Source organism: Kitasatospora sp. NPDC036934, assembly GCF_055608425.1.
Map to the genome: position 1 here is coordinate 78,980 of NZ_JBVJQR010000017.1, position 24,688 is coordinate 103,667.

The 24,688-nt window shown below is 75.0% G+C and carries 21 protein-coding genes; 7 read left to right on the forward strand and 14 right to left on the reverse strand.

What is annotated here, in order from left to right; genetic code table 11:
- The first annotated feature begins 3 nt into the window (after positions 1-3).
- From ACZ7BZ_RS25505 to ACZ7BZ_RS25515, 3 genes are read left to right on the forward strand one after another with little or no spacing between them, the layout of a single operon-like run.
- Positions 4-891, forward strand: a complete 888-nt coding sequence (locus ACZ7BZ_RS25505) for an isocitrate lyase/PEP mutase family protein (RefSeq protein ID WP_470360308.1) — start codon at positions 4-6, stop codon at positions 889-891.
- Positions 888-1,193, forward strand: a complete 306-nt coding sequence (locus tag ACZ7BZ_RS25510; protein WP_470360309.1) for a hypothetical protein — start codon at positions 888-890, stop codon at positions 1,191-1,193. Before ACZ7BZ_RS25505 ends, ACZ7BZ_RS25510 begins: the two co-directional genes overlap by 4 nt.
- Positions 1,190-2,257 carry a bile acid:sodium symporter family protein gene (locus ACZ7BZ_RS25515; protein ID WP_470360310.1) on the forward strand — a complete coding sequence of 356 codons (1,068 nt, stop codon included), beginning with the start codon at positions 1,190-1,192 and terminating at the stop codon, positions 2,255-2,257. Before ACZ7BZ_RS25510 ends, ACZ7BZ_RS25515 begins: the two co-directional genes overlap by 4 nt.
- Here ACZ7BZ_RS25515 and ACZ7BZ_RS25520 read toward each other — a convergent pair.
- From ACZ7BZ_RS25520 to ACZ7BZ_RS25550, 7 genes are all read right to left on the reverse strand, one after another.
- A complete protein-coding gene (locus tag ACZ7BZ_RS25520; RefSeq protein WP_470360311.1) occupies positions 2,223-2,693 on the reverse strand; it encodes a hypothetical protein in 471 nt (156 codons plus the stop codon). The genes ACZ7BZ_RS25515 and ACZ7BZ_RS25520 overlap by 35 nt on opposite strands.
- Before the next feature lie 14 nt (positions 2,694-2,707).
- A complete protein-coding gene (locus ACZ7BZ_RS25525) occupies positions 2,708-3,376 on the reverse strand; it encodes a ribonuclease FAU-1 family protein (protein WP_470360312.1) in 669 nt (222 codons plus the stop codon).
- Positions 3,373-4,245, reverse strand: coding sequence for a hypothetical protein (locus tag ACZ7BZ_RS25530; protein ID WP_470360313.1), 873 nt, complete (start codon positions 4,243-4,245; stop codon positions 3,373-3,375). The genes ACZ7BZ_RS25525 and ACZ7BZ_RS25530 overlap by 4 nt, the downstream gene beginning before the upstream one ends.
- Entirely contained in the window at positions 4,242-6,101 is a 1,860-nt protein-coding gene (locus ACZ7BZ_RS25535) for a GMC family oxidoreductase (protein WP_470360314.1), read from the reverse strand. Before ACZ7BZ_RS25535 ends, ACZ7BZ_RS25530 begins: the two co-directional genes overlap by 4 nt.
- The gene (locus ACZ7BZ_RS25540; protein WP_470360315.1) at positions 6,098-6,466 is read right to left on the reverse strand and encodes a hypothetical protein; all 369 of its coding nucleotides are present in this window, start codon (positions 6,464-6,466) and stop codon (positions 6,098-6,100) included. Before ACZ7BZ_RS25540 ends, ACZ7BZ_RS25535 begins: the two co-directional genes overlap by 4 nt.
- 297 nt (positions 6,467-6,763) lie before the next feature.
- A complete protein-coding gene (locus ACZ7BZ_RS25545) occupies positions 6,764-7,810 on the reverse strand; it encodes a TIGR03617 family F420-dependent LLM class oxidoreductase (RefSeq protein ID WP_470360316.1) in 1,047 nt (348 codons plus the stop codon).
- A 197-nt stretch (positions 7,811-8,007) separates the two neighbouring features.
- Positions 8,008-8,628, reverse strand: coding sequence for a TetR/AcrR family transcriptional regulator (locus ACZ7BZ_RS25550; protein WP_470360317.1), 621 nt, complete (start codon positions 8,626-8,628; stop codon positions 8,008-8,010).
- A 95-nt stretch (positions 8,629-8,723) separates the two neighbouring features.
- Between ACZ7BZ_RS25550 and ACZ7BZ_RS25555 the strand changes: the two genes are divergently transcribed.
- The gene (locus ACZ7BZ_RS25555; RefSeq protein ID WP_470360318.1) at positions 8,724-10,214 is read left to right on the forward strand and encodes a carboxylesterase/lipase family protein; all 1,491 of its coding nucleotides are present in this window, start codon (positions 8,724-8,726) and stop codon (positions 10,212-10,214) included.
- Between the two features lie 22 nt (positions 10,215-10,236).
- Here ACZ7BZ_RS25555 and ACZ7BZ_RS25560 read toward each other — a convergent pair whose 3' ends face one another.
- Positions 10,237-11,475: a styrene monooxygenase/indole monooxygenase family protein gene (locus ACZ7BZ_RS25560; protein ID WP_470360319.1), complete on the reverse strand. Its 1,239-nt coding sequence runs from the start codon at positions 11,473-11,475 to the stop codon at positions 10,237-10,239.
- Positions 11,476-11,752: 277 nt separating this feature from the next.
- On the opposite strand from ACZ7BZ_RS25560, the gene argJ reads away from it, so the two are divergent.
- Positions 11,753-12,907, forward strand: a complete 1,155-nt coding sequence (gene argJ, locus ACZ7BZ_RS25565; protein ID WP_470360320.1) for a bifunctional glutamate N-acetyltransferase/amino-acid acetyltransferase ArgJ — start codon at positions 11,753-11,755, stop codon at positions 12,905-12,907.
- A gap of 27 nt (positions 12,908-12,934) precedes the next feature.
- On the opposite strand, the gene ACZ7BZ_RS25570 is transcribed toward argJ, so the two are convergent.
- The 3 genes from ACZ7BZ_RS25570 to ACZ7BZ_RS25580 all read right to left on the reverse strand — a co-directional run bounded on the left by ACZ7BZ_RS25570 (position 12,935) and on the right by ACZ7BZ_RS25580 (position 15,088).
- The gene (locus ACZ7BZ_RS25570; RefSeq protein ID WP_470360321.1) at positions 12,935-13,687 is read right to left on the reverse strand and encodes a thioesterase II family protein; all 753 of its coding nucleotides are present in this window, start codon (positions 13,685-13,687) and stop codon (positions 12,935-12,937) included.
- A gap of 75 nt (positions 13,688-13,762) precedes the next feature.
- Positions 13,763-14,332 (reverse strand): GNAT family N-acetyltransferase, encoded by a 570-nt coding sequence (locus ACZ7BZ_RS25575; protein ID WP_470360394.1) that lies wholly within the window; start codon positions 14,330-14,332, stop codon positions 13,763-13,765.
- 114 nt (positions 14,333-14,446) lie between these two features.
- The gene (locus ACZ7BZ_RS25580; RefSeq protein ID WP_380458132.1) at positions 14,447-15,088 is read right to left on the reverse strand and encodes an AAA family ATPase; all 642 of its coding nucleotides are present in this window, start codon (positions 15,086-15,088) and stop codon (positions 14,447-14,449) included.
- Between the two features lie 140 nt (positions 15,089-15,228).
- Between ACZ7BZ_RS25580 and ACZ7BZ_RS25585 the strand changes: the two genes are divergently transcribed.
- The gene (locus ACZ7BZ_RS25585; protein WP_470360322.1) at positions 15,229-16,785 is read left to right on the forward strand and encodes an AMP-binding protein; all 1,557 of its coding nucleotides are present in this window, start codon (positions 15,229-15,231) and stop codon (positions 16,783-16,785) included.
- A gap of 150 nt (positions 16,786-16,935) precedes the next feature.
- Positions 16,936-17,118: a hypothetical protein gene (locus ACZ7BZ_RS25590; RefSeq protein ID WP_380458126.1), complete on the forward strand. Its 183-nt coding sequence runs from the start codon at positions 16,936-16,938 to the stop codon at positions 17,116-17,118.
- A 7-nt stretch (positions 17,119-17,125) separates the two neighbouring features.
- Here ACZ7BZ_RS25590 and ACZ7BZ_RS25595 read toward each other — a convergent pair whose 3' ends face one another.
- From ACZ7BZ_RS25595 to ACZ7BZ_RS25605, 3 genes are all read right to left on the reverse strand, one after another.
- Complete coding sequence (locus ACZ7BZ_RS25595) at positions 17,126-18,115, reverse strand: ABC transporter ATP-binding protein (RefSeq protein ID WP_380458124.1); 990 nt, start codon at positions 18,113-18,115, stop codon at positions 17,126-17,128.
- A 130-nt stretch (positions 18,116-18,245) separates the two neighbouring features.
- The gene (locus tag ACZ7BZ_RS25600) at positions 18,246-21,053 is read right to left on the reverse strand and encodes a hypothetical protein (protein ID WP_470360323.1); all 2,808 of its coding nucleotides are present in this window, start codon (positions 21,051-21,053) and stop codon (positions 18,246-18,248) included.
- Positions 21,050-24,385, reverse strand: coding sequence for an FtsX-like permease family protein (locus ACZ7BZ_RS25605; RefSeq protein WP_470360324.1), 3,336 nt, complete (start codon positions 24,383-24,385; stop codon positions 21,050-21,052). The genes ACZ7BZ_RS25600 and ACZ7BZ_RS25605 overlap by 4 nt, the downstream gene beginning before the upstream one ends.
- Between the last annotated feature and the right edge of the window lie 303 nt (positions 24,386-24,688).

A 24,688-nucleotide genomic window follows, 5' to 3' on the forward strand; every position in this document is an offset into this window, starting at 1 on the left:
CCTGTGTTCCACGCTTCCTCCACCCCTGCGGGCCCCGGGCAGCGGCTCCGCGCGGCGATCGCGGACCAGGGGGCCACGCCCCTGATCGGCGTCCACGACATGTACTCGGCCTCCATCGCGGCCGAGCACTACGACGGCATGTTCGTCTCCGGCTTCGGCTTCGCCGCCTCCTACTACGGCCTGCCGGACATCGGGTTCATCGCCTGGCCCGACATGGTCGCGTTCGTCGAACGGCTGCGCGGCGCGTTCCCGCGGCACCACCTGCTGGTCGACATCGACGACGGCTACGTCGATCCCGAGGTCGCCTGCCACGTCGTGCGCCGGCTGGAGGCCATCGGCGCCTCCGGCGTGATCCTGGAGGACCAGAAGCGCCCGCGCCGCTGCGGGCACGCCGACGGCAAGCAGGTCCTCCCGCTGGAGGAGTACCTGACGAAGCTCGAACTCGTCCTCGCCGACCGCACCGACCTGCTGGTGGTCGCCCGCACCGACGCCACGGACGAGCAGGACATCCTGCGCCGCGCCCGCGCGCTCGCCGAGACGGATGCCGACGTGGTGCTCGTCGACGGCGTGCGCAGCGAGGAGTGGATCCGCCGGATCCGCAAGGAAGTCGGCGACAAGCCGCTGCTCTTCAACCAGATCGCGGGCGGCAAGTCCCCCCGGCTGTCGCTCTCCGAGCTGACCGAGCTCGGCGTCGACGTGGCGATCTACAGCACCCCGTGCCTGTTCGCGGCCCACCGGGCGATCGACGAGGCACTCACCGGACTGAAGACCGCCGACGGGCGGCTGCCCGCCCCGGCCGGGGAGAGCAGGCCGGTCGGTGTGCGGGAGTCCACCGAGCTGCTGGAGCGGAACATCGCACGCTCCCGCCGCCTCGCGGACGTGACGGCTTGAGCCCCGGGCCGCGCCGCCCCGCCCCGCCCTCGGCGGCCGCCGCGCTGCGGGCCACCGTCCTGGGGCTGACCGGGGCGTGCGCCCTGCTCGCGGTCGGCGCGGCCCCGGCCGTCGCCGGTGGCAGCCTGGTCACGGTCATCGACAACTCGAACGCCGACTCCTGGCTGGAGATCGACCGTACGGCCAACGTCCAGCAGGGTGGCGGCTCGGCGGGGAGCGACCACGACGGCGCCGGATCACTGGTCGGGGGTCTGGGTGGTGGTCTGGCCAACGGTCTGGCCGGCGGCGGGGGGCCGCCATGACAGTCCGCACCGAAGGACCGGCCCGCGCCGAAGGGCCGGCCCGCGCACGATGGTGGCGCAGGTTCGACCCGTACCTGCTCGCACTGGCCGGGGCGGTCGCACTGGCCGCGCTGTTCCCGGCCTCCGGCGCCTCGGCCCGGGTCGCCGCGGCGGCCTGTGACATCGCGGTGGCGCTGCTGTTCTTCCTCTACGGCGCCCGGCTGTCCACCCGCGAGACCCTGGCCGGGCTGCGCCACCTGAGACTGCACGGGCTGGTGCTCGCCGCCACCTTCGGTCTCTTCCCGCTGCTCGGGCTGGCCACGGCGCTGCTGACGCCGGTTCCGCTGACCGAACAGTTGCAGGCGGGGGTGCTGTTCCTCTGCCTGGTGCCGTCCACGGTGCAGTCCTCGGTGGCGCTCACCGGGGCCGCCCGGGGTGACGTCCCGGCGGCGATCTGCGCCGGGACGTACTCCAGCCTGGCCGGGCTGCTGCTCACCCCACTGCTGGTCGCCGGGCTGCTGGGCTCGCACGCCGGGCTGTCGGCGGACGGGCTGCTGCGGATCGGGGCCCAGTTGCTGGCGCCGTTCCTGCTCGGGCAGGTGCTGCGGCCGTGGATCGGCGGCCTGGTGGCCCGTCACAAACGGCTGCTGACCCCGGTGGACCGCGGCTCGATCCTGCTGGTCGTCTACACGGCGTTCAGCGCGGCGGTGGCCCAGGGCATCTGGCACCAGGCGACGCCCGTCGCCCTGCTCGGGATGCTCGTGGTGCTGCTGGCCCTGCTGGTCGCGGCCCTGGCGGTCACCGGGCTCGGCGCGCGCGGGCTGGGACTGGACCGCCCGGCGGCGATCGCGGCGATGCTGTGCGGCTCGCAGAAGAGCCTGGCCAACGGGCTGCCGATGGCCACCGTGCTGTTCGGGTCGGAGGCGGGGGTGATGGTGCTGCCGCTGATGGCCTACCACCAGCTCCAACTGGTCGTCGGCACCGTCCTCGCCGGGCGCTGGGCCCGAACCCCCGCGCCGGTCCCGGCCGGCGGGCAGCCGACGGCCGAGCTCAGCCGGGCGGGCGGGCCGCCAGCACCCGGCTGATCCCCCGGCGGAGCCGGCTGGAGGCACCCGGCAGGTGCCCCAGCCGGCTCAGCCGTTCGTCCGGCAGCTCCGGCCGCCGGGCCAGCTCCAGCACCGCCGCGTACGGGCGCTCGCCCTCCTCCAGTCGAGCGCCCACCAGCTCGACCAGCGCGTCCAGGGCCGTGCCGGTGAGCTCGGGGTGGGCAGCGAGCAGCTTCAGCAGGCAGTTGTCGTTCCAGGTGTCGTGCCGCCGGGGCGCCAGGGCGATCAGCACGTCGACGGGCGCGGCGGCGTTCCGGGCGATCGCGTGCCAGACGAACGGGTACTCGCACCGGCCCAGCACGCGCAGCACCCCGGGGTCCGCGGTCCCTGCGGCCAGTCGCAGGTAGGCCCCGGGTTCGTGCAGGCGGTCGAGCGCCCCGATGTCGCTCGGCCCGTCCACGTGTCTGTCGCCCATGTCGGAACGCGAGCCTACCCCCAGCGGGCGGTCGGGGTGCTGAGGGCTGCGGCCGGCAGGACGGGCAGCGGGCCCGGTGCGGGGAGCGTCCAGGACGCCGGGTCGGGTGCGAACGGGCCGGTGCGGTCGCGGAGTTGGGCGAGGGCGTGGTCGCGAGCCCGGTCCACTTCGCGGTGGGTGGCCTCGTCGATCACGCCGAGCCGCCGGGCCTCGGCGTACTCGTCCTCGTCCTTCCAGGTGTGGGAGGCGAGGTCGGGGGTGACGACCAGGTCCAGGTAGAGGTCGAAGGTGTCGATGCCGATGGCCGTCCGCCGGTACGGCAGCTCGAAGTTGACGTACCAGCGCAGCGGGCGGCCCTCGGGGCTGAGGAACCGGTGCACGCTGTACGGCTCCCCGGCGGTGAAGCGGCTGATCACCACGGTGTCGCGCCAGACCCAGTGGTCGAGCTCCCAGCTCCCGGCGGCGAGGTCGTCGATGCCGCGTCTGCGGGCGGCGGCGTCGCCGTGTCGCCGGGAGGCGGTCCAGCTGGCGGGGGCGAGGCTCTCGGTGCCGGGGCGGGCGGTCAGGGTCAGGGTGGTGCCGTCGTCCGCGAGCACGGTGTACGGCATGGCCGTCCAGATCCGGCCGCCCACGACGTCCCGGCGTACGGCGGTGCTGCCGGCCGGGAAGGGGGCGCCCGTCACCGGACGTAGTACGGGCGCTGGTGGGCGGCCACCGGCGCGGACTGGTAGGTCCAGACCCCGGCGGCCGGCGCGTCGCCGATCAGCAGGGCGAGGTCGCGGGCGGCCTCCTCGGCCGGATTGCCGAGGTCGAGCCGGACCCGGCCAGCGCTGCGGTCGTCCAACGCGTAGTAGCGGTAAGGCTGGTGGACGTTGAGCGGGCCGGCCAGCAGCTTGCCCTCGTCGTCGGTGCCGTAGCCGGTGATCGGGGTGTTGCTGACGGACTCGGGGGTGAGGCCGGTCAGGTCGACGTCCAGGCCGAGGATCTCCTCCTGGTGCCGACGCAGCCCGCCCACGCCAGGCCCGTCCTCACCCGGCCCGTCCGCGGCCAGTTCGGCCCGGCGGCAGGAGACGCTCCACCGCTCGTGCACGGCGGGCGCGTTGAGCGAGGGCAGGGTGGTCTCGAACCAGCCGGGGTGCTTGGGTTCGGCGTACAGCCGGCGCCCGGCGTCGATGGCCAGCGGGTTGTCGCACAGCACGTGCAGCCGGGCGATGCCGAGCAGCTTGGTCTGGTCGTAACCCCTGGCGTACTGACCGTAGTTGACCACCGGGACGCGGTCCTCCGCGAACACCGGATGGGCGATCAGGTTGATCTCCAGCTCCTCGGTGATGCCGCCGCCGTTGGGGTACTGGGCGAAGTACAGCTGGTAGTTGAGCGAGACGCAGGCCCCGCCGTCGAAGGCGGCGACGGCCAGGCCGGGGTGGCGCTTGTCGAGCAGTCGGCGGGCCTGCTCGGGCTCCACCAGGTAGTCGACGCCGATGTTGTGCAGCGCGCCGTAGTGGAAGGGCAGGCAGTAGGGCTCCGGGACGGGCGGCAGCGGCAGGCCGGTCATGAGGGCTCCGAAAGCGAGGAAGGCGAGGAACACGCGGAAGGTGCGGAGGGGACGGAGGGGACGGAACGCAAGGGCTGGACGGAGAGGGTCGCCGGCCGACGCAGCGCCAGCAGGTCCTGGTGCATCCGTCCGGCACTGCGCAGCGCGAGGGCGGCCATGGTGAGCGAGGGGTTGGAGGTACCGAGCGAGGGCATCGAGCCGCAGCCGACGGCGTACAGGTTGGGGTGGTCCCAGCAGCGCTGCCACTGGTCGACCACCGAGGTGCCGGGCGCGTCGCCCATCAGGTGGGTGCCGCCGGCGTGGCCCGCGCCCCGGTAGCCGTACGCCTCGCCCCGGTGCTCCAGCCGGCCTGGCCAGCCGGCGCCGGGGTAGGCGGTGTGGTCCTCGGCACCGAGCAGGGCGAAGAGCTGGTCGGAGACGGCGCGGGCGGAGACCATGCCCTCCCGCACGTAGCCGTCCAGGTCGTAGTGGATGGCGGGGGCGGGCAGGCCGAGCGGGTCGCGCCGGTGCGGGTCGAGGGTGACCCGGTTGGCCGGGTCGGCGGGCTGCTCCAGCTCGAACTGGAGCGAGAACTGCCGCCCCAGCCGGTCGCCGAGGCGTTCGCGCAGTTCCGTGCCGCGCAGTCCGGCGGCGAGCAGCGCGGCGGCCTCGGCCTCGGGGCTGCCGCCGGCCCAGGACCAGCCCCAGTTGCCGATCTCGATCCGGAACGGCGCCCGGCGGCGACGGGCCCCGCCGAAGCGGAAGGCCTCCAGCCCGCTGGTGGAGCCGGGCCCCCGGTACGGGCCGACCTGGTCGGGCATCAGCCCCCAGGTGAGCAGCGCAGGGTGGTCCATCAGGTTGCGGCCGACCTGGTCGCTGCGGTTGGCCAGGCCGGACAGCAGCAGCAGTCGGGCGTTCTCGATCGCGTGCGCGGCGAGCACCACCAGGTCGGCGGTCACCCGGTGGGTGGCCCCGCCGGCCAGGTACTCGACTCCGGTGGCCCGTCCGGTCACCGGGTCGGCGAGCACCCGGCCGGCCACGGCCTCGGTGCGCAGTTCGACGGCCGGGGCCCAGCGGGCCTGGGTGCGCAGCGGGGTGTACTTGGCGCCGCTCGGGCAGACCGGGACGCAGCTGGCACTGCCCGCGCAGAGCGGGCCGTCGCCGGTGCCGGGGCGGGTGGGCCGACCGTTGCGGGCGTGCGGGGTGGAGGTCACGGCGAGCCGGGCCGGGTCGGGCGCGGCGGGGTCGTGCACCGTCCGGCCGTCGAGGGCGTCGGCGAGTCGCCGGTCGAGGTAGCTGGCCGGGATGGCCCGCATCGGGAAGGCGTAGTCGTCCGGGATGGGCAGGCCGACGGCCCGGCGCTGTTCCTCGGCGTCGGCGGCGACGCCGAGTTCCCGTTCGGCGTCGCGGTAGTGCGGTTCCAGGTCGTGGTAGCCGATCGGCCAGTCGCGGCCGTGGCCGAGCTCGCCGGTGCGGAAGTCCTCGGGGTGCATGCGCGGGGCGAGGCCGGTCCAGAGAAGTCCGGTGCCGCCGTTGGCGCGCAGGTAGCCGCTGGCGTAGGGCAGCGGGCCGTACTGCCGGAGGTACCCGGTGGCGGTGAAGCCGCCGTCGGGGTGGCCGGTGAGGTCGGTGACGTCGGGTGACGGCGCGTCGGGGTTGTGCGGGTACGGCGCGGTGGGCGGGCCGCCACCGGCCGCGCGGTGGGCGGTGGCGGTCTCGGCTGCGGTGGGCGCGGTGCGTCCGGCCTCCAGGACGAGGACCCGCCAGCCTCGGGCGCCGAGGCGCTGGGCGACCAGGCTCCCGGCGAAGCCCGCGCCGACGACCACGGCGTCCCAGTGCGCGTCCTCGCTCCCGGTACCGACCCGCTGGGCGCTCACCGCTGCTCACCCCCGAGCGGCGCTTCGGCCCAGCTGCCGTGGCCGGGGGCGGCGGCGCCGGGCGGTCTGGCCCGGAAGGTCCGCCAGACCAGTCCCTGGTCGTGGGCGCGGGCGGAGCTGGGGGCCTCGCCGGGCCAGGCGCCGACGTACCAGAGGTGGACCAGGGCGTGCTCGTCCCGGACCCGGTGGGCCAGGGTGGTCCGGTGGTGTTCGTGCGCCATCCCGGTGGCGCGCAGGTCGGGGACGTCGAAGCCGGTCAGGTCGGCGCAGACGCGCAGGAACTCGTCGAGGTCGGCCAGTTCGTCGTCCTCGACGGGCGCCTGTTCCCCGTACGGGTCGTCATCGACCGGGCGATCATCGGACACGGACACGCGGGCACCCCCACGATCGTCGGCGGATGGCCAAGGCATGACAGATGCGCGCCGCCCGGCACGGTCCACCTGCTAGCGCGATCCTGCCGCCCGGACGGACCGCCGGGGGCCGCTTGCCGGAAGGTGACCTTTCTTGGTCGGCTCATGACCGGTCACCGCCCCGCAAGGACGGAACCCGGACCGCTTTCGCTCGGCCCGACGCAGCTACCGAGCCCCGCTCACCCCCAGCCCCGCGGACCCCCAGCCCCGCTCACCTCGAACCCGGCGCGTCGCCTCAGCCCGATGCCCGCCTCAGCCCAGCGCACGCACCGCCGCCAGCACGTCCAGGCCGAGCTCCTGGTCCGCGTCCTCCGGCAGGTTGACGGACAGCCGGGTGACCAGCCCCGCGTACCGGCGGTGGATCTCCCGGGCCGCCTCCTCCACCGTGCCGGAGACCGCGAAGGTGTCGAACACCTCGTCCGAGATCAGCGCCGTCATCTCCGCCCAGCGCCCGCGTACCGAGTGGGTGTGCAGCTCCTCCTGGAGGCCCTCCCAGCCGTGCTGCGCGAGCACCGGGCGGTAGGCCGGGGTGGAGGCGTAGAAGGCGAGGCGCTCCCGCACCCCGGCCCGGTTGGCCGCCAGCTCCTCCTCCGTCCGGCCGGTGGCGGTGAGCACGTTGCCGACGATCTCGAACGGCCGCCCGGTCCACCCGGCGCCCTCGGCCTCCGCCTGCCCGCGCGCCTCGACCAGCCCGGGCAGCACCTGCTCGGCCAGGTAGGCGGTGGAGGAGAACGGGTGGGCAAGGAAGCCGTCGGCCACCGCCCCGGCGGTGCGGGTCATCAGCGGCCCGACGCCCGCGAGCAGGATCCGGGGCACCCCGGCCGGGATCGGGTCGGGCGAGAAGACCGGCGTCATCACCGTGTGGGTGTAGAACTCGCCCCGGAACCGCAGCCGTTCACCGGTCTGCCAGCTGTGCCAGATCGCCCGCACCGCGTGCACGTACTCCCGCATCCGGGCGGCCGGACGGTCCCAGGGCATCCCGAAGCGCTTCTCGATGTGCGGCTTCACCTGCGAGCCCAGCCCGATGACGGCCCGTCCGCCGGAGGCCGCGTGCAGGCCCCAGGCCTGGTAGGCCAGCGTCATCGGGGTGCGGGCGAAGGCCACCGCGATCCCGGTGGCCAGCTCGATCTCGCGGGTGCGGTCGGCGGCCCGGGCCAGCTGGAGGAACGGGTCGTAGGCGGTCTCGGCGACAACCAGCCGGTCCATGCCCCGGCGTTCGGCCTGCTCGGCGGCGTCCAGGATGCCCGCCGGGTTCCCGGAGGCGGTGGCGTCGAGGCGGAGGACGGCGGGTCGGTCCATGCGGGTGCTCCTGGTCACGGGGGCGGCGTCCCGGAAGACGGCGGTGGGCGCCCATCAGCCTCCCACGCCGCCACGGTGCGGCCGACCGGCCCTCCGCGCCGCCACGGGCCCGCCGACCGATCCTCCCGCGCCGCCACGGGCCCGCCGACCGATCCTCCCGCGCCGCCACGGGCCCGCCGACCGATCCTCCCGCGCCGTCACGACCCGGCCGACCGGCCCTCCGCCCCCGCGAACAGCCGGTCCAGGTGCCGGTCCACGGCGGTCAGCACGGCGTCCGGCTCGACCACGTCCAGCTCCAGCAGCGTGGTGAACCCGGTGAGCGCGAGCAGCAGGTCCGTCTCCACCACCGGGTCGCGGTCGGCCGGGACCAGCCCGTCGGCGACCGCCTGCCGGACCACCCGCTCCACCGCCTCCCGCCCCCGGACCAGCCCGCCGCGCACCCGTGCGTGGACCTCCTCGTCGTGCAGCGCCTCCAGCACGTAGGCGGCGCTCATCCGGCTGGTCACCCGCGAGTCCGGGTGCAGCGGCAGCAGTTCGACCAGCATCGCCCGCAGCACCGCCCGCGGGTGGGGCCGTTCACCCAGATCCGCCAGCGCCCGCGCGACCCGCCGGCCGCTCCGCTCCCCGGCGAGGTCCATCGCGAAGCCGAGCAGCTCCGCCCGGGAGCGGAAGTAGTGCTGAAGCTGCCCGAGCGAGATCCCGGCCTCGCCGGCCACCTCGCGCAGGGTCAGCTGCGTGGCGCCGCGCTGTTCCACGACTCGCCACAGCGCCCGGGCGATGGTCTCTCGGCGCTCCTGGCGGTCCACCTGCTTGGGCATGGCCCGGCTCTCCTCGACGACTCCCTCGTTCCAATACGGTTGACATAATACAGGCGACCGATAACGCTGGGGGCATTCCGAGGGAGGAGCGCCCCATGCTTGTCCAGCCCGTCGCCCACACCACCGAGGGAGCCGTCCGCGGTCTCCTGGACGAAGGCCTCGCCGTCTTCCGTGGCATCCCGTACGGCCGACCGCCCGTCGGAGCGCTGCGGTTCGCCGCGCCCGTCCCGCCCGAGCGCTGGGACGGCGTCCGCCAGGCCGTCGAGTTCGGCCCCGTCGTCCCCCAGTCCGGGCCGCTGCAGGCCGAACCGACCACCGGCACCGACTGGCTGACGCTCAACGTCTGCACCCCGGCCCCGGACGCGGCCGGGCTGCCGGTGCTGGTCTGGATCCACGGCGGCGGCTTCATCGCGGGCACCGCCGCCGACCCGCTGTACGACCCGGTCGAGACGGCCCGGACCGGTCTGGTCGTGGTGACCATCAACTACCGGGTGGGGGCGGAGGGCTTCGCGCTCCTCGACGGCGCCCCCGCCAACCGGGCCTTCCTCGACCAGATCGCCGCCCTGGAGTGGGTGCAGCGCAACATCGCCGCGTTCGGCGGCGATCCCGGCCGGGTGACCATCGCGGGCCAGTCCGCCGGGGCCTCCTCGGTGGCCGCGCTGCTGACCATGCCCCGGGCCCGCGGCCTGTTCCGCCGGGCGATCGCCCACTCCGTCGGCGGCAACCTCGCCACCCCCGCGCTGGCCGCCGAGGTCACCGCCACCCTGGCGGAGCGGCTCGGCGCCGCCCCCACCGCCGCCGGCCTGGCCGAGGTCGACCCCTGGAAGCTGGCCGCGGCCGTCACCGACCTCGGCGCCGAACTCCCCGGGCACCTCGCCCGCTGGGGGCGGCTCGCCCACACCGGCGTCGCCGCCGTCCCGGTGGTCGACGGAGAGGTGCTGCCCGAGGTGCCCTGGGCCGCCCTGTCCGCCGGGCGGGCCGCCGGTACGGAGCTGCTGGTCAGCCACGCCCGGGACGAGTTCCGGCTGTTCGCCGTGCTGGCCGGCCGGCACGGCACCTTCACGGAGCAGGACGCCCGACTCGCCCTGGACCAGCTCGCCCCGCACCCGGACGGCCCGGACGCCTACCGCGCCGCCTTCCCCGCAGCCACGCCCGGGGACCTGGTCGAAGCCGTCTTCTCCGACGCGCTGTTCCGGATGCCCTCGCTCCACCTCGCCGAGGGCAACACGGCGGCCGGCGGCACCTCGTACCTCATCGAACTCGGCTACCCGGCCCCCGCACTGGAAGGGGCGTTCGGCGCCTGCCACGGGCTGGACGTCCCGCTGGCCTTCGGCACCCTGGACAGCCCGATGGGCCGGCACTTCCTCGGCGCCCCGCCCGCCCCGGAGGCCGTCGAACTCTCCCGGGAGCTGCGGCAGGCCTGGGCCCGGTTCGTCACCACCGGCGAGCCCGGCTGGGCCGCCCATGAGCCGGAGCGGCAGCTCACCCGGGTGCTGAGCGCCGCCCCGGAGACCGTCCGCTACCCCGGGCAGGCCTCCCGCACCATCTGGGCCGGGCGCGGGCCGACGGCCTACGACCTGGTGTGACGCTCCCCCGCCCGGCCGGCGGTCAGCCGCCGAGCGTCGACAGGTACCCGGCGGTCAGTTCGGGCGTGGCCAGCCAGGCGGCGTGGTCGCTCGGCTCGGCGTAGGTGTTGGCCAGCCGCCGGGCGACCTCCGGGTGCTCGGCGGCGGCCGCGAAGACCCCCTGCAGGTGGTCCGGCATGGTCAGCATCGCGGCGGTGAACTCGACGCTGTGGCGGGCGTGTCGCTGCCAGAAGCGCTCAGCGGTCCGGCACATCCAGTCCGCGGTGAACGGCGCGTCGCCGTGCTCGCGGATCGCCCGCCGGTACGCCTCCGCCGCGCGGGCGGCGCCATTGGCGCCCTGCCCGGTGATCGGGTCGTTGACCACCACCGCGTCACCCAGGCCCAGCACGTGCACCGCGTCGACGCCGGAGCCGAGTTCGGCCACCGGGCGGCGGACCACCGGGGTCACCGCGCCCCACAGCCCGGCCCCGGCGTCGGTCGGCTCGGCGGCCTGCCAGAGCTCCGCCTCCCAGGGCAGGTACGCGGCCAACAGCGCCCGGATCCGGTCGAGTTGGACGTCGGGCGCGGGGCCGTCGCCGAACACGTCCAGCGGTCCGCCGGGCAGCGCCTCCCAGAGCAGGATGTCGCAGGGGCCGGAGCGGGTCAGGGCGGGCTGGAGGTACAGCTCGCCCAGGCCGGGCAGGGCGTACATCCGGGCCCTGGGCCCGGCGGCCGGGTCCGGCGAGCCGACGCCGTGCGCGTACAGGCAGGACAGCGCGCGCTGCGGCCGGTCGAACGGCGAGCGCGCGGCGTCGCGTTCGAAGATCCCGGCCAGTTCGCCGCGCCCGGTCGCGACCACGGTGAGCCGGTGCCGCCGGGCCAGCCCGTGCAGCCCGGCCCGGTCCAGCGAGCGGTACTCGATCCGGCCGCCGCGTTCGGCGAGCAGCTCCAGCCAGTGGGCGAGCTTGATCCGCTGGTCCACCGACCGGGCGGGCTCGTCCAGGGTCATGGTGAACTCCAGGGCCCGGGTGCCGGGCGGCGCGACGAGCGCCGCGTCCACCGAGTCCACCGCCGGGGCCTCGCCCGCCCAGTGGTCCAGCCCGGCCGCCGCCTCGATCCGCAGTGCCGGGCCGAACATCGCCTGGGTGGACAGCACCCGCCCGGCCCGGACCTGCTCCGGGGTGCGCTCGGCGACCAGCGTCACCTCGTACCCGTCGTCCACCAGCCCGAGCGCGAGCTGCAGGCCGGCCTGGCCCGCTCCGACGACGGCGATCGGGCTCATACGGCAGCCTCCCGGTGGTCTGCTGACGGTCTGTCGTCTCTTCGAACACGGTGCGTGCAGCTCGCACAGTAGCCGAGCGCCCGGGCCGCGGGCAGGGGTCGGGCCGGACCGATCGCCCGCCGCGCCACCCCACTTCCCGCATATTCATGCAGTGGCGGAGAGTGAAACACCTGATTCAGCCTGTCCGTTGACCAAAACTGATTGCCAAGGTATCCGTTCCTCTGCAAATCTATCCAGCAATCCCGTCACTCCACCACTCCGAGAGGGTCGATCGACCATGCAACCGGTGACACCCCGCGGCTTCCGGGCCATCACGACGAACATGGGCCTCAAGGACGTCGAGGACGACTTCGCCGCCGTCGTCTCCGAAGTCCCCTGCCGGTCCGCGGCGGTCTTCACCCGCTCGCGGTTCGCCGGCCCCAGCGTCCTGCTCAGCCGCGAGGCGGCCGGGCTCCGGCGCAGCCGCGGGATGGTCGTGCTGTCCCGCAACGCCAACGTCGCCACCGGGCGCACCGGGGCGGAGAACGCCGCCGAGGTGCGCCGCCGGGTCGCCGAGGTGGTCGGTATCGCCCCGGAGGAACTCGTCATCGGCTCCACCGGCGTGATCGGGCGCCCGTACCCGATGGACCGGATCCGCGCCGGGCTCTCCGCCCTGACCTGGCCCTTCCCCGAGGCCGACTACCCGGCGGCGGCCCGCGCGATCATGACCACGGACACCCGGCCCAAGTACGTCCACGCGCGCTGCGGGGACGCCGTGCTCGTCGGCATCGCCAAGGGCGTCGGCATGATCGAGCCGAACATGGCGACCCTGCTGACCTTCTTCTTCACCGATGCGGACCTCCCCGGCGCCGAACTCGACGCCCTGTTCCGCCGGGTGATGGACCGCACTTTCAACGCGCTGAGCATCGACACCGACACCTCCACCAGCGACACCGCCGCGGTCTTCGCCAACGGACTGGCCGGACCGGTCGACCCGGCGGCCTTCGAACGGGCGCTGTACGAGTGCGCCCTGCACCTGGTGCGCGAGATCGCCTCGGACGGCGAAGGGGCGTCCAAGCTGATCGAGGTGCGGGTCACCGGGGCGCGCGACGCGGCCCAGGCCAAGCGGGTCGGCAAGAGCGTGGTCAACTCCCCGCTGGTCAAGGCGGCCGTGCACGGCGCCGACCCGAACTGGGGGCGGGTCACCATGGCCGTCGGCAAGCTCCAGGACGACACCGACATCGAGCCGACCGCCGTCCGGATCGCGTTCGGCGACCTCCCGATGTACCCCGAGGACCCGGACGCCGCCCTGCTGGAGCGGGCCCGCGCCTACCTGGGCGGCGAGGCCGTGGTCATCGGGATCGACCTGGGCATCGCCGACGGCGCGTTCACCGTCTACGGCTGCGACCTCACCGAGGAGTACGTCAAGCTCAACGCCGACTACACCACCTGACCCGCTTGCCCGAGCGGCCCGAGGGCCTCAGCCGCGCAGGTGCGCGGCCAACAGCCTCACCACCGCGTCGAGTTGTTCCGCCAGGTAGAAGTGCCCGCCCGGGAACGTCCGCAGGCTGAACCCGCCGCTGGTGTGCCGCTCCCACTGGGCGACCTGCTCGGACGTGGCGTTGCCGTCGCTCTCCCCCACCAGACCGGTGATCGGCTGGGGGACGACGGCGTCCGGCTCGGCCCGGTAGGTCTCGATGGCGGTGTAGTCGGCCCGCAGCGCCGGGATGACCAGCTCGCGCAGGGCGGGCACGTCCAGGATCCGCTCGTCCGTCCCGCCGAGCCGGACGATCTCCCGCAGCATGCCGTCGTCGGAGAGCGTGTGCACCGAACTGTCCCGCGGCAGCGAGGGCGCGCGACCCGCGGACACGAACAGCCGCTCGGGCCCGGCCAGTCCGTCCCGGGTGAAGCGGCGGGCGACCTCGAAGGCGACGGCCGCGCCCATGCTGTGCCCGAAGAACAGGACCGGACGGTCCATCCACGCGCGCAGCTCCCGGTAGAGCTGTTCGGCGAGTTCCGGCACCGAGGGGATCGTCGGCTCCGCGAAGCGGTTCTGCCGGCCCGGGTACTGCACCGCCAGCACGTCCGCGTACGGGGCGAGCGCGTTGGCGTACCCCAGGTAGTAGCTGGCCGAGCCGCCCGCGTGCGGGAAGATCACGATCCGGGCGGGAGCGGAGTCCGAGGGGTTGAACCGGCGGAACCACGGGTTGTCGACGGCGGCGCTGCTGGACATGCGGGGTGTGACCTCTCTCCGTGTCGGACGCTGTTCACCCCAGTCTCGCAGCGCGCCCGCCGCCCCGGGGAACGGTTACGGCGTGCCGCCCTCCTCGTGCGCCCGCCGGGGGCGGGCGAGGTAGTCGGCGCGGGTCAGTTCGTGGACGCGCAGGGGGGTGCCGCTGTCCGGGCGGGTGGTCTCGCGCTCGGGCCGCAGGCCGAGCTTGGCCATCACGCGCTCGGAGGCCGTGTTGCCGATCTGGGCGATGCTGACCACCCGGTCCAACTCCGCGGTCTCGAAGCCGAACCGCAGTGCCGCCCACGCCGCCTCGGTGGCGATGCCCCGGCCCCAGTACGCCCGGCCGAGCCGCCAGCCGATCTCGACGGCGGGCAGTACCTCCGGCAGGAAGTACGGCACGGCCAGGCCGGTGAACCCGGCGAGTTCACCGGTGTCGCGCAGTTCCACCGCGAACAGGCCGAAGCCCTCGGTCTCCCAGGTGTTCTCGAACCGCTCGACGGCCCGGCGGCTCTCCTCCGGGGTGAGGGCCCTCCCCTCGCCGATCCAGCGCATCACCTCCGGGTCGCCGTGCACCTGGGCCATCACCGGCACATCGCTCTCCCGCCAGCGCCGCAGCACCAGCCGTGGGGTCTCGATCCGCACCATCCGCTCCACGTATCCCTCCGGGTCCGTGCCATCATGCCGTGCTGTGCCCCGCCGCACCGGGGGCATCCGCCGATCCGCCGGAACCGAGGCGCGACACCCGGCCCGCGGCCGAGCTCAACGAGCCGTCCGGAACGTGACCGCCTCCGCCCGCGCCCGGGAGACGGCGTCGAGCAGCAGCACCGACGCCGCCTCCGGCGTCGGCACCGGCCCGCCGCAGCGCGCGTACCGGGTGAACGCCGCCGACAACCGCCCCAGGCCCCGACGATGACGCGCGAACACCCGGGCGGAGGCCCGCCGTCCACGGGCCCGCTGGCCGTCGAGGGCGGTGGCGGCGCCGACGTCGAGCAGCACCAGGTGCAGTTCCCGGCCCTGCCGGCCGGCCTCCCGAGCGAGCCAGCGGCGCATCCAGGCGCGGCTGCCGCAGTCGTGCACCAGCAGCGGGCCGCCGCGCCGCACCGAGGCGCGCAGCAGCCGGAAGTGCTCCAACCGCGCCCAGGGCCGGTAGACCGCGTACGGGAGGCGCGCGGGCATCACCGCCTCGCAGGCCTCGTGCACGGTCCGGGGATCCACCGTCGCCACGGCTCCGCCCGTCGCCGCCCAGCGCCGCAGCAGGGTGCTCTTGCCGGCCCCCGGCAGGCCCGACACCACCACCACGGCACCGGCCGGGTAGGCCACCACCAGCCCCGCCCCGGCCTCGCCCCGCAGGTCCAGCACCCCGCGCGGCGCCACGACCGCCGCCTCCACCTCGCCGCCCACCGCTCCCCCGTCACCGACCGACCGACCGACCCTAACAAGGCCGTCGCCCGCGCCCGCACCGGCGGTCCGCGAGGCGGATTCCGTGCGTGCCGCCGGCCAGGCCCTAGGCTGACGGCCCGTCAGTCGTGGGAAGGGTGAGCATGGCAGAGGCTGGTCGGACGTACACCGAGCTGGTGCTGCACGGGCTGGCCCGGGATCCGGGGCGAACGGCCCTGCACCACGGCGGGGTGGCGCTGACCGCCCAGGAGTGCCTGGATTCGGCGTACCGGACGGCCCGCGCGCTGGACCGGGCCGGGCTGGGGCGCGGGGACGGCGTCACCGTGCTCGCCGGGAACACCCCCGGGGCGCTGCTGGTGCGGCTGGCCGCCAATCTGCTGGGCTGCCGGGTGGCGATGCCGTACCCGGACGTCCCGGTGGCCGATCTGGTGGCGCTGGCCGGGTTCGCGGAGACCACGGCGCTGGTCTTCGATCCGCTGCGCCACTCCGTCGCGGCCGCGGCCGTGGCCCGGGCGCTCCCCGCCGCGGGCGTCCTCGCCCTCGGGCCGGAGCTCGGCCCGAGCACCCTGGGCACCGACCTGTCGGAGGCGGCCGCGGAATGCTCCCCCGCCCCGCTGGAGCCGCGCTACCGCCCCGAGGACGTGATGGCCCTCCGGTTCACCGGCGGCACCACAGGCCGGCCGAAGGGCGTGCTGCGCCGCTTCGCCCGGCCCGCCCGGCCCGCGCTGCTGTCGGGTGCGTGCTTCCTGCTCTGCACCCCGCTGTGCCACGGCGGCGGCACCACCGCCGACCTCGCCCTGGCGGCGGGCGGCACCGTGGTGCTGCAGGAGGGGTTCGTCGCCGAGGAGGTGCTGGCGGCGATCGAGCGGCACCGGGTGTCCCGGGTGTACCTCCCGCCGCACCTGCTCTACCGGCTGCTGGACCACCCGCTGCTGGCCTCGACGGACACCGGCAGTCTGCGTCGGATCGGCTACACCGGCTGCCCGCCCTCGCCGCGCCGGCTGGCGGAGGCGACCCGGCGGCTGGGCCGGGTGCTGCACCAGACGTACAGCCTGACGGAGTGCGGGCCGGTGTCCCGGCTGAGTCCGGACGAGCACCTGGACCCCCGACGACTGACCACCGCCGGGCGCCCGTTCGAGGACACCGAGGTGCGGATCCTGGACGAGGAGGGCACGGCGCTGCCGCCGGGGCGGAGCGGGGAGATCTGCGTCCGCACCCCGACCGTGATGGCCGGTTACTGGCGGGATCCGGAGGCGACCGCACGGGTGCTGCGGGACGGCTGGCTGCACACCGGTGACCTGGGCAGCCTGGACACGGCGGGCTATCTGACGGTCGCCGGTCGGCGGGACCAGATGGCGATCGTCGAGGGGCACAATGTGTTCCCCCGGGAGGTCGAGGAGTCGCTACGGACCCACCCGGACGTCCGCGAGGCGGTGATGTTCGCGACCACCGACCCGGACCGCCTGGAGCGCGTCCACGCCGCCGTGGCCGTCCGGCCGCACGCCCCGGTGACGCCGGAGCAACTGCGCCGCTGGGCGCGCGAGCACGCGGACGCCCGGTGCGCCCCGGACACCGTGCTGGTGCTTCCCGCGATCCCGCTGAACGGGCTCGGCAAGCCCGACCTGTCGGCGCTGCGCGCCCTGGTCGAGGAAAGCACCGGACGGACCGGCACCGCCGCGGGGGCGCGCGAGTGGGTGTGACACGCCCCTTCGATGCTTCGAGCGCCCGCGCAGACCACCTGTCGCACCGCAGTCGGCGGGAAGAACCAAGCGTGGGCACTCGACCGTGCGGGCCGAGCTGCCGATACACCCCGGCGGCGCTCCCTCGCACCGTCCCCAGGAGGCACTCCCTTGACCTGGCTACGCGTCCTGACCGCACTGGGCATCCTCGCCGCGGCGGCCAGTGCCCTGCTCGTCTTCGCCCTCTGCACCGCCGCCTCCCGAGGCGAGCGCGCCGACGGCGCCGCGCCGCCCGACCTCCGGAAGGACGCCGAGGGCAGCGGCCTCTTCCAGCGGATGGGCGGCGACGGCTGAGCGGACCTCAGCTCCCGGCGAGGTCGCCCGGGCGGACCTCGATGTGGTCGGCCGCGAGGTCGACCGCCACCCGGTGCTCCATGCCGAGCGCCTCCAGGAACTTGACCGGCAGCTGCACCCGCCCGGTGCGGTCCAGCATCACGTACTCGCGCTCGTTCACCGACTCCTCGCCGTGCTCGTCCGTCACGGTGCGGCGCAGCACCTCGCTGCTGGTCCGGCCGTCGCGGATCGCCACCGTCCGGCGGACCTCGCCCGCGACCATCGGGTCGTGGGTGACGATCACCACGGTGGTGCCCAGTTCCCGGTTGACGGTGCGGAAGGACTCGAAGATCACCCCCGCGGTCTCGGAGTCCAGTTCACCGGTCGGCTCGTCGGCGAGCAGCACCGGCGGGTCGTTGGCCATCGCCACCGCGATCGCGACCCGCTGCTGCTGGCCGCCGGAGAGCTCGTTGGGGCGCCGGTGGGCGAGCTCTCCGATCTCCAGCGCCTCCATCAGCTCGGCCACCCGGGCCCCCTGCTGCTTCGCAGCGAGCGCCCCGCCGCGGCGGCCACGCAGCTGCATGGGCAGGGCGATGTTCTCGGCGGCGGTCAGGAACGGCAGCAGGTTGCGGGCGGTCTGCTGCCAGATGAAGCCCACCACCTCGCGCCGGTAGCGCAGCCGCTCCTTGGCGGACATCTCCAGCAGGTCGCAGCCCGCGACGGTGGCGGTGCCGGCGGTCGGCACGTCCAGCCCGGCGAGGATGGTCAGCAGGGTGGACTTGCCGCTGCCGGAGGCGCCGACCAGGGCGACCAGGTCGCCCTGCTGGATGGTCAGTTCCAGGCCCTGCAGCGCCTGGACCTCGATCCCCTCGGCGCTGAAGATCCGCACCAGCCGGTCGCAGACGATGGCCGCGCCCGCTCCGTACGCCTTGGGCGAGGCGGCGGCCAGGGCCCGCTGCCGGAGCTCCTGCAGGCTGGGGGCCTCGACGGCCGGCCGCTCCTGGGGGGTGCTCTTCACGGCTGCTCTCCTGTCTCGACGGTCTGGGCTGTCTGGCTGGTCCGAACGGTCCGGCCGACCCGGCTCTTGCGGGCCGGCCGGCCGACCCCGGTGTTCTGCGCTGTCGCGGCCCGTGCCGCTGGTCTCGCTGTCACGACTGCTCCCCCGCCCGCAGCTCGGTGGCGATCTGGCGCCGGCCGGCGACCAGCGTCTCCAGCACCACCCCGAGGCCGACCAGCAGGGCCAGGCCCGCCGTGGGCAGCAGCACCGGCAGCAGCGCAGGAGTGATGACGTCCCCGACCTTGGCCCCGACCAGCGTCGAGATGTCGAAGGCGCCGCCCAGCAGGGCGACCGCCGCCACCGCGACCAGGCCGCCGCCGACCGCCGCCGCCAGGGTCTGCGGCAGCGCCTCGGTGATGATCAGCGCCAGTCCCTGCCGGGGCCGCAGGCCCATGGTGCGCAGCCGGGCGAGCACGGCCGTGCGGTCGGGCGCGGCCCGGAACAGCGTCAGCAGCACCGCGAGCAGGGCGTATCCCGCTCCGGCGGCGGCCGCGTACCAGAACAGCCGCTCGGCCGCGTGCTGCAGCGGGTCGTCGCCGAGCGCGGCGGCGGTCTCCCGGCTGCTGTGCACCGAGTATCCGGCGGGCAGGCCGTGGGTGGCCTTGCCGGCCTCCGCGGCACTCTCCCCGACCAGCTTGGCGATGCCCGTCAGCTGGGCACCGCCGTTGGTCCGCAGCGCCGACCTGACCTGCTCGGGGTCGACGTCGCCGACGGCGAACCACTTGTTCGCCCGCGCGACGTCCGGCAGGCGCTCCCAGGCGGGGCCGGACGGGACGACGACGAACGGCTTCCCCGGGTCGGGCAGGGCGGGAGTGGCGGAGACGATCCCGGCCACGGTGGTGCGCAGCTCGTTGCCGTTGGGCGTGCGCACCCCGGCCGGGCCGCCGGCCAGGCGCTTGGCCAGGTCCCGGCTGAACAGGGCGGGCACCGGGGTGTCCCGGCCGCCGGGGGTCCCGGCCAGCTTCGCCGGGTCGAACTCGCCGACGCCGACCGTCCGGGCGATCTCCGCGTACGCCGTCGGCTCGACCACCACCAGGTAGGCCTCGGTGAAGTCCTGGTCGGCGCCGACGAAACGGGCTTTGGGTTCGACCCAGGCGCCGGTCGAGGCCCGGACGCCGGGCAGCGCGTCGGCGGCCTTGACGAACGACTCGGACAGGGTGCCGTAGTCCGGCAGGGACACGCTGATGTCCCCGCCCGTCACGACGCGCGCGGCGCGGGTCCGGACGTGGTCGACGGTGTCGAGCACGTTGGCGCCGAAGCCGGTCGTGGTGACGGCGATCAGCAGGGCGAGCAGCGGCAGTACGGAGGGCCGACGCCGGCCCGAGGTGTCGCGGGCGGCGCGGGCCAGGCCGAGGAAGCCGATCAGGCCCCGGCCGCGCCCGGCGAGGGCGGCCAGCCATCCGACCACCACCGGCTCGGTCCGGGCCAGCAGCAGTCCGCCGGTGACGGCGAGCAGCAGTGGAGCGGCGACCAGCAGCGGGTCCAGCCCGCCGCCGGTGCCGACGCCCCGGCGGCGGACCTCGGCGACGGCCGCGACGGTGACCGCCAGGACGGCGAGTTCGCCGACCAGTCGGCGCCGGCTGGCGGCCGGCCTGCGGCGCGACCACAGCAGGGCGGCGCGGACCGGGAAGGCCAGCAGCGCGATCAGGGTCGCGGCCAGGGCCGCCAGCACCGAGCGGTCCCACCGGGCGGTGGGCAGCAGCACCAGGGCGAGGACCGTGCCGAGCACGGCGGCGGGCAGGACGGTGACGGCGCCCTCGCCGAGCAGCCGTCCCAGCACCCCGGTGCGGGAGCCGCCGCGGGCCCGGAGTAGCCGGATCTCGGCGGTGCGCCGGTCGGTGGTGAGCGCGGCGGCCAGGAAGAGCACCACGGTGGCGACGCCCGCGACGCCCGCCGGGCCGATCGTGCTGAGCGGCAGCGAGGCCTGGTAGCGGTCGTCCGCCCGCCTGAGGAGTTCGGGAAGGCCCGAGGAGGTGTGCAGGTCGACGCGCCCGGTGGCACCGGCCATGGCGGTGGCGTCGCGCCCGGTCAGGAAGGAGCTGAGGACGTTGCGGGTGTGGTCGAGCCCGTCGGCGTGCAACGAGGAGATGTCGACGGGCGTCCGCCAGAAGTTCTCGGCGTTGGACCCCCATCGGGCCATCGCGGGCAGGCTGGCGCCGTCGACGAATCCAGTGGTCGCCCAGTGCTCGTGCCCGGGCTCGGTCCGCAGGCAGGCCCGGGCCGGGCAGCCGAGGTCGTCCCAGAACGGGTCCAGCGGGTCGTTGACCTGGTAGAGGCCGACCACCACGGTGGTCCGCATCTTGCCCGAACCCTCGACGCCGTTGTCGATGGCGTCACCGAGCTTGATGTGGATGGACTCGGCGGCCTTCTTGCTGATCACGACCGGCAGCGGCCCGCCGACGACGCCGGGGGTCGGCCAGGTGCCGTCGGTCAGGGTGGCCCTGGCGGCCAGGTCGTGCAGGTAGAGCAGGCTCAGGGTCGGATCGGTGTGCTTCTCGGCGAACCGGACGTACTCCGGGTTCCCCATCCCGCGCTCGCCCAGGGCCCGGGCACCGTAGGCCTGGCCCGCCGGGGCCAGTGTCAGCTGCTGGCCGACCATCTCGGCGATCTGCCGCTGCCCCCGGTCGAGTTCGGCGGCGTAGTCGTCGTCCAGCGTCTTGGAGGTGGTCTGCAGGCTGCTCTGGCTGAGACCCGCCTTACGGACGAAGTCCTGGAGCGCCGTGTCCGCGCCCCGGTCCGTGACGCGGGGGAAGGCCGCCGCCAGGAAGACGGTGACGAAGGCGAGGGCCGCCATCAGCAGGGCGGCCGACGGGTTCGCCCGCAGTCTGGTGCGGACCCACCGCGCGGGACGGTGGGCGGTCTCCGGGGTGGGCACGGCGGTGCCGGCCTGGGTGGTCACATCTCCTCCACGTGGCGCAGCCGGCTGGCCACGTCTCGACGGCGGCGTCCGATGAGGAAGGCCGACAGCAGCGGGGCGACCGCGATCGCGGCCGCGAACAGCAGGGCCTGGCCGACCGGCAGCTCGATCAGGGCCTCGGGCATCGGCCGGCGGGCGGCGGGCGTCAGCACCACGAACGGGACGATCAGGTGGACGAGCAGGGTGCCGAGGACGAGCCCGACCACCCCGCCGAGTCCGACCAGCAGGGCCTGTTCGGCCGCGACGGTGCGGGACACCTGCTTGCGCGGTGCACCCAGGGCGAGCAGCAGCGCGGAGTCCCGGGCGCGCTCGTGGGCGGAGCCGGCCACGGCGGCGACGAAGCCGATCGCGGCGAGCACGGCGGTGACCAGCGCGATGGCCAGTAGCGCGTTCTGCGGGGCGGCGCCCACCGGGTCGCTGAGCATTCCCTCCAGGACCTCGTCGTGGAGCTGTACGCTCTGGGAGCCGGGGGTGGCCCGCACGGCGGCGGCGGCCTGGGCCGGGACCCGGTCGCCCGGCCCGGTGGCGGGCAGCCACCACTCGGCGCGGCTGGGCAGGGACCGGCCCTGAGCGGTCAGCACCCGAGCGGTGGTCGCCAGGTCGATGACCAGCGCCGTGCGCCCGGTCGCCGGTACGGCCTGGACCTCCCCGGTGACCTTGACCTGGAGGATCGTCGCGGCGAACGGCACCCGGAGGACGTCACCGACGCGGGCGCCGACGAGCTTCAGGTAGTCCTGGGTGGCGACCCCGCTCAGCACGGCCGGAGCGTCCGCTCCGGCGATGCCGAGGACGGCCCGCACGGTGCCGCCGACGCCCTTCCCGGGACGGTAGTCGACGGCGAACAGCCGCCCGGCGTCGGCCGGTTCGGGGCGTGCGGTGGCGAGCGGCGGCTCACCGGGCTTGAGCCGCGGCCCGTCGAGCACCCCGCCCGTCCAGGAGAGTCCGGCCGGCACCGGGACGTCGGTCGCGGGCCCGTCGGCGGTGTCCGAGACGGCCAGCCGGCGGACGGTCAGCTCGCCCCCGGCCCGGTCGCTGAAGGTGACCGTCGCGCCGACCAGGCTCAGCGGTGCGGCGACGGAGCCGATCGGGGCGTCGACCAGCGGGCTCAGCGGGGCCGAGGCGTGCTGCTCGCCGCCGGTCGGCAGACCGGTGACCAGGACCTTGTGGACGTAACCGAAGCGGTCCCGCAGCAGGAGGGTCAGCTCCGGCGGGGTGGGGGTCACCGGAGGCAGGCCGGGGGCCGGGGGCGTGGTGTTGAACTCCTGCCGGACGGTCAGGTCGACGTCGATCCGCAGCGGGCGGCCGGGCAGCGGCACACCGGCCTTCGCGCCGGTCGGCGCCGGCTGGGCCAGCCCGCCGAACAGCTTCGACCGGTCGGCGCCGTCGAGCAGGTCCGCGCGGACCGGGACGCGGTCGGCGAAGGCGGCGGTGTCCACCGCGAGCACCTGGGCGTTGCCGTTCGGCAGCGCTTGGTCCTCGCGGTCCACCGGGACCAGCCGGTCGCCGCCGGGCAGGTCGCCGTAGCGGCCGCCCTGGCCCATCAGCGAGCCGTGCGAGGCGGAGATCCGCAGGCCGCCGGCCGTGTCGAAGGCGGCCTGGTCGTCCTGGGAGGCGGTCCAGGTGGCGTGCTGGCCGAACGCGAGCACCCCGGTGGCGACGGCCATGACCAGCAGCAGTACCGGCCCGGTGGCCCGGGCGGGCTGACGGGCCAGTTGCCAGCCGACCATGGCCGGGCCGAGGCCGCTGCCCCGGGCGGCGACCCGGGCACCCAGCCGGGCGACCAGCGGCAGCAGCCGCAGCACCACCAGGGTTCCCGCGCACAGGGCCAGGGTGGGGGTGGCGACCAGCAGCAGGTCGACGCCGAGCCGGCCGGAGGAGTCGGTGGACAGTCCGCCGCCGTACTGGTCGAGTTGCTGGTAGGCGAGCGCGGCCAGGGCGAGCACCGCGAGGTCCCCGCCGTTGCGGGCGATGCCGGAGACCACCGCCTGGCGGCGGCCGGCTCGCCGGCGCAGGGCGGCGCCGGCGCCGCGCAGTAGGCTGGGCACGGTGGCCAGCACGATGCAGCCGAGAGCACAGAGCACGGCCACCGGCCAGAGCGTCCAGCGCAGTTGGGTGTCCAGGGTGACCTGATGGGAGCGGCCGAGGCCGGCCAGGACGCGGACCAGGAACGGTGTGAGCAGCGGCGCGAACACGGCGGCCGGGAGGGCGAGCAGCACCGACTCCAGCGCGGTGAAGCCACCGAGCCGGGTACCGGAGGCGCCGCGGGCGGCGAGCAGTTCGTTCTCCCGCTCCTGGCGGGTCGAGATCAGTCGGACCACCAGCAGCAGGGCCGCCGTGGCCAGCACCGCGAGTTGCAGGGCGCCGATCAGCAGGGTGGACCGGGCGACCAGCAGGCTGGCCGACAACTCGCTCACCAGATCGGGGACTTCGGTGCTGGCGGTGAGGCTGGAGGTCTTCCGCAGGTCGGCGCCCAGGCCCTGGGCCCGGGCACCGATGGCCTCGGCCGTGCTCTGGTCGACGCCCGCGAAGTCGGCGTCGAGCAGCCAGCCGCGGCTGCTCTGCGGCAGGCCGCCCGCGGTGAAGGCGCTCTGGTCGACCATCATCGGGCCGTAGGTGGTGAACCCGCCGATCTGGATCTCGTGGCCGCCGACCGGGTCGATCCGCCAGTAGGGGGCGAACGGGTCGACGACCCGGTAGCTGCCGGTGACCCGGACGGTCAGCGGCGAGCCGTCGAACCGGTCGGCGAGCCGGACGTCCGCGGGCAGCGCCTCGGCGGTCAGGCCGAGCCGGGTCAGCATGGCCTGCGGGACGGCGACCTGCGGGGCGGCGGAGCGGACCGGACCGGTGGCGGCGCCCGGCCAGGCACCGGCGACCAGGCTCACCCGGGACCGGTCGAGGTCGGCCAGCACCGTCAAGTCGGCCTTGCCGGAACCGGATTGACCACCCGCCGACTCGCCGTCCGGGGCGCCGTTCGTCGAGGCGCCCGCCGGGGCGTCACCGCCCGGCAGGCCGTAGGAGCGGCTGCGGAGCAGACTGTCGGTGCGTACGGGCAGGTCACCGAAGAGCCTCTGCCGGTAGGAGGCAAGCGCCTCCTCGTCCTTCTGCCGCTGGTCGAGGCCGTGTTCGGCGGTCACCACCACGGTGGTCCGGGCATGACCCGGCCCCTGGAGCGCCTGCCTCAGGCCGGCCTGGCCGACCCCGCTGTTGAAGGTCACCAGGGCGGTCAGCACCGCCGTGGTGATCAGCACCGTCAGCAGGACGGCAGCAGCCAGCGGCAGTCGCCCGCGCAGCCTGCGCACGACGAAGCCGAGCATCAAGTTCCTCCCCCGGTTGCATCCCCGGTCGCATCCCGGCACCTGTCGATCCGATCCGGGCACATCTCGGCCACGGACGAACACCCCACGGGCACACCGGCGCAGTGATCCCCGGCATTCGATCGCCGGATAGCGGACGATGCTGTCAGATTCGATCCGGGAACGGAAGGGACTTGCGCGAATCAAGTAAGCAATGAGCAAATTCCTTGTATTGGCCATCACCCCACCGGGGACAAGCCATTGAAATGCCATGCACACTTCACAACTCGGGCTTCCGCGCACCCCTTTTGACCAGGGAACTCC

What these genes read in the sequence shown, in the direction of transcription:
- ACZ7BZ_RS25555 (WP_470360318.1), top strand. Translation starts at nt 8,724, where the DNA reads ATGCTTGTCCAGCCCGTCGCCCACACCACCGAGGGAGCCGTCCGCGGT.
- ACZ7BZ_RS25575 (WP_470360394.1), bottom strand. Translation starts at nt 14,332, where the DNA reads ATGGTGCGGATCGAGACCCCACGGCTGGTGCTGCGGCGCTGGCGGGAG.
- ACZ7BZ_RS25605 (WP_470360324.1), bottom strand. Translation starts at nt 24,385, where the DNA reads ATGCTCGGCTTCGTCGTGCGCAGGCTGCGCGGGCGACTGCCGCTGGCT.
- ACZ7BZ_RS25585 (WP_470360322.1), top strand. Translation starts at nt 15,229, where the DNA reads ATGGCAGAGGCTGGTCGGACGTACACCGAGCTGGTGCTGCACGGGCTG.
- ACZ7BZ_RS25530 (WP_470360313.1), bottom strand. Translation starts at nt 4,245, where the DNA reads ATGACCGGCCTGCCGCTGCCGCCCGTCCCGGAGCCCTACTGCCTGCCC.
- ACZ7BZ_RS25550 (WP_470360317.1), bottom strand. Translation starts at nt 8,628, where the DNA reads ATGCCCAAGCAGGTGGACCGCCAGGAGCGCCGAGAGACCATCGCCCGG.
- ACZ7BZ_RS25520 (WP_470360311.1), bottom strand. Translation starts at nt 2,693, where the DNA reads ATGGGCGACAGACACGTGGACGGGCCGAGCGACATCGGGGCGCTCGAC.
- ACZ7BZ_RS25515 (WP_470360310.1), top strand. Translation starts at nt 1,190, where the DNA reads ATGACAGTCCGCACCGAAGGACCGGCCCGCGCCGAAGGGCCGGCCCGC.
- ACZ7BZ_RS25545 (WP_470360316.1), bottom strand. Translation starts at nt 7,810, where the DNA reads ATGGACCGACCCGCCGTCCTCCGCCTCGACGCCACCGCCTCCGGGAAC.
- argJ (WP_470360320.1), top strand. Translation starts at nt 11,753, where the DNA reads ATGCAACCGGTGACACCCCGCGGCTTCCGGGCCATCACGACGAACATG.
- ACZ7BZ_RS25570 (WP_470360321.1), bottom strand. Translation starts at nt 13,687, where the DNA reads ATGTCCAGCAGCGCCGCCGTCGACAACCCGTGGTTCCGCCGGTTCAAC.
- ACZ7BZ_RS25560 (WP_470360319.1), bottom strand. Translation starts at nt 11,475, where the DNA reads ATGAGCCCGATCGCCGTCGTCGGAGCGGGCCAGGCCGGCCTGCAGCTC.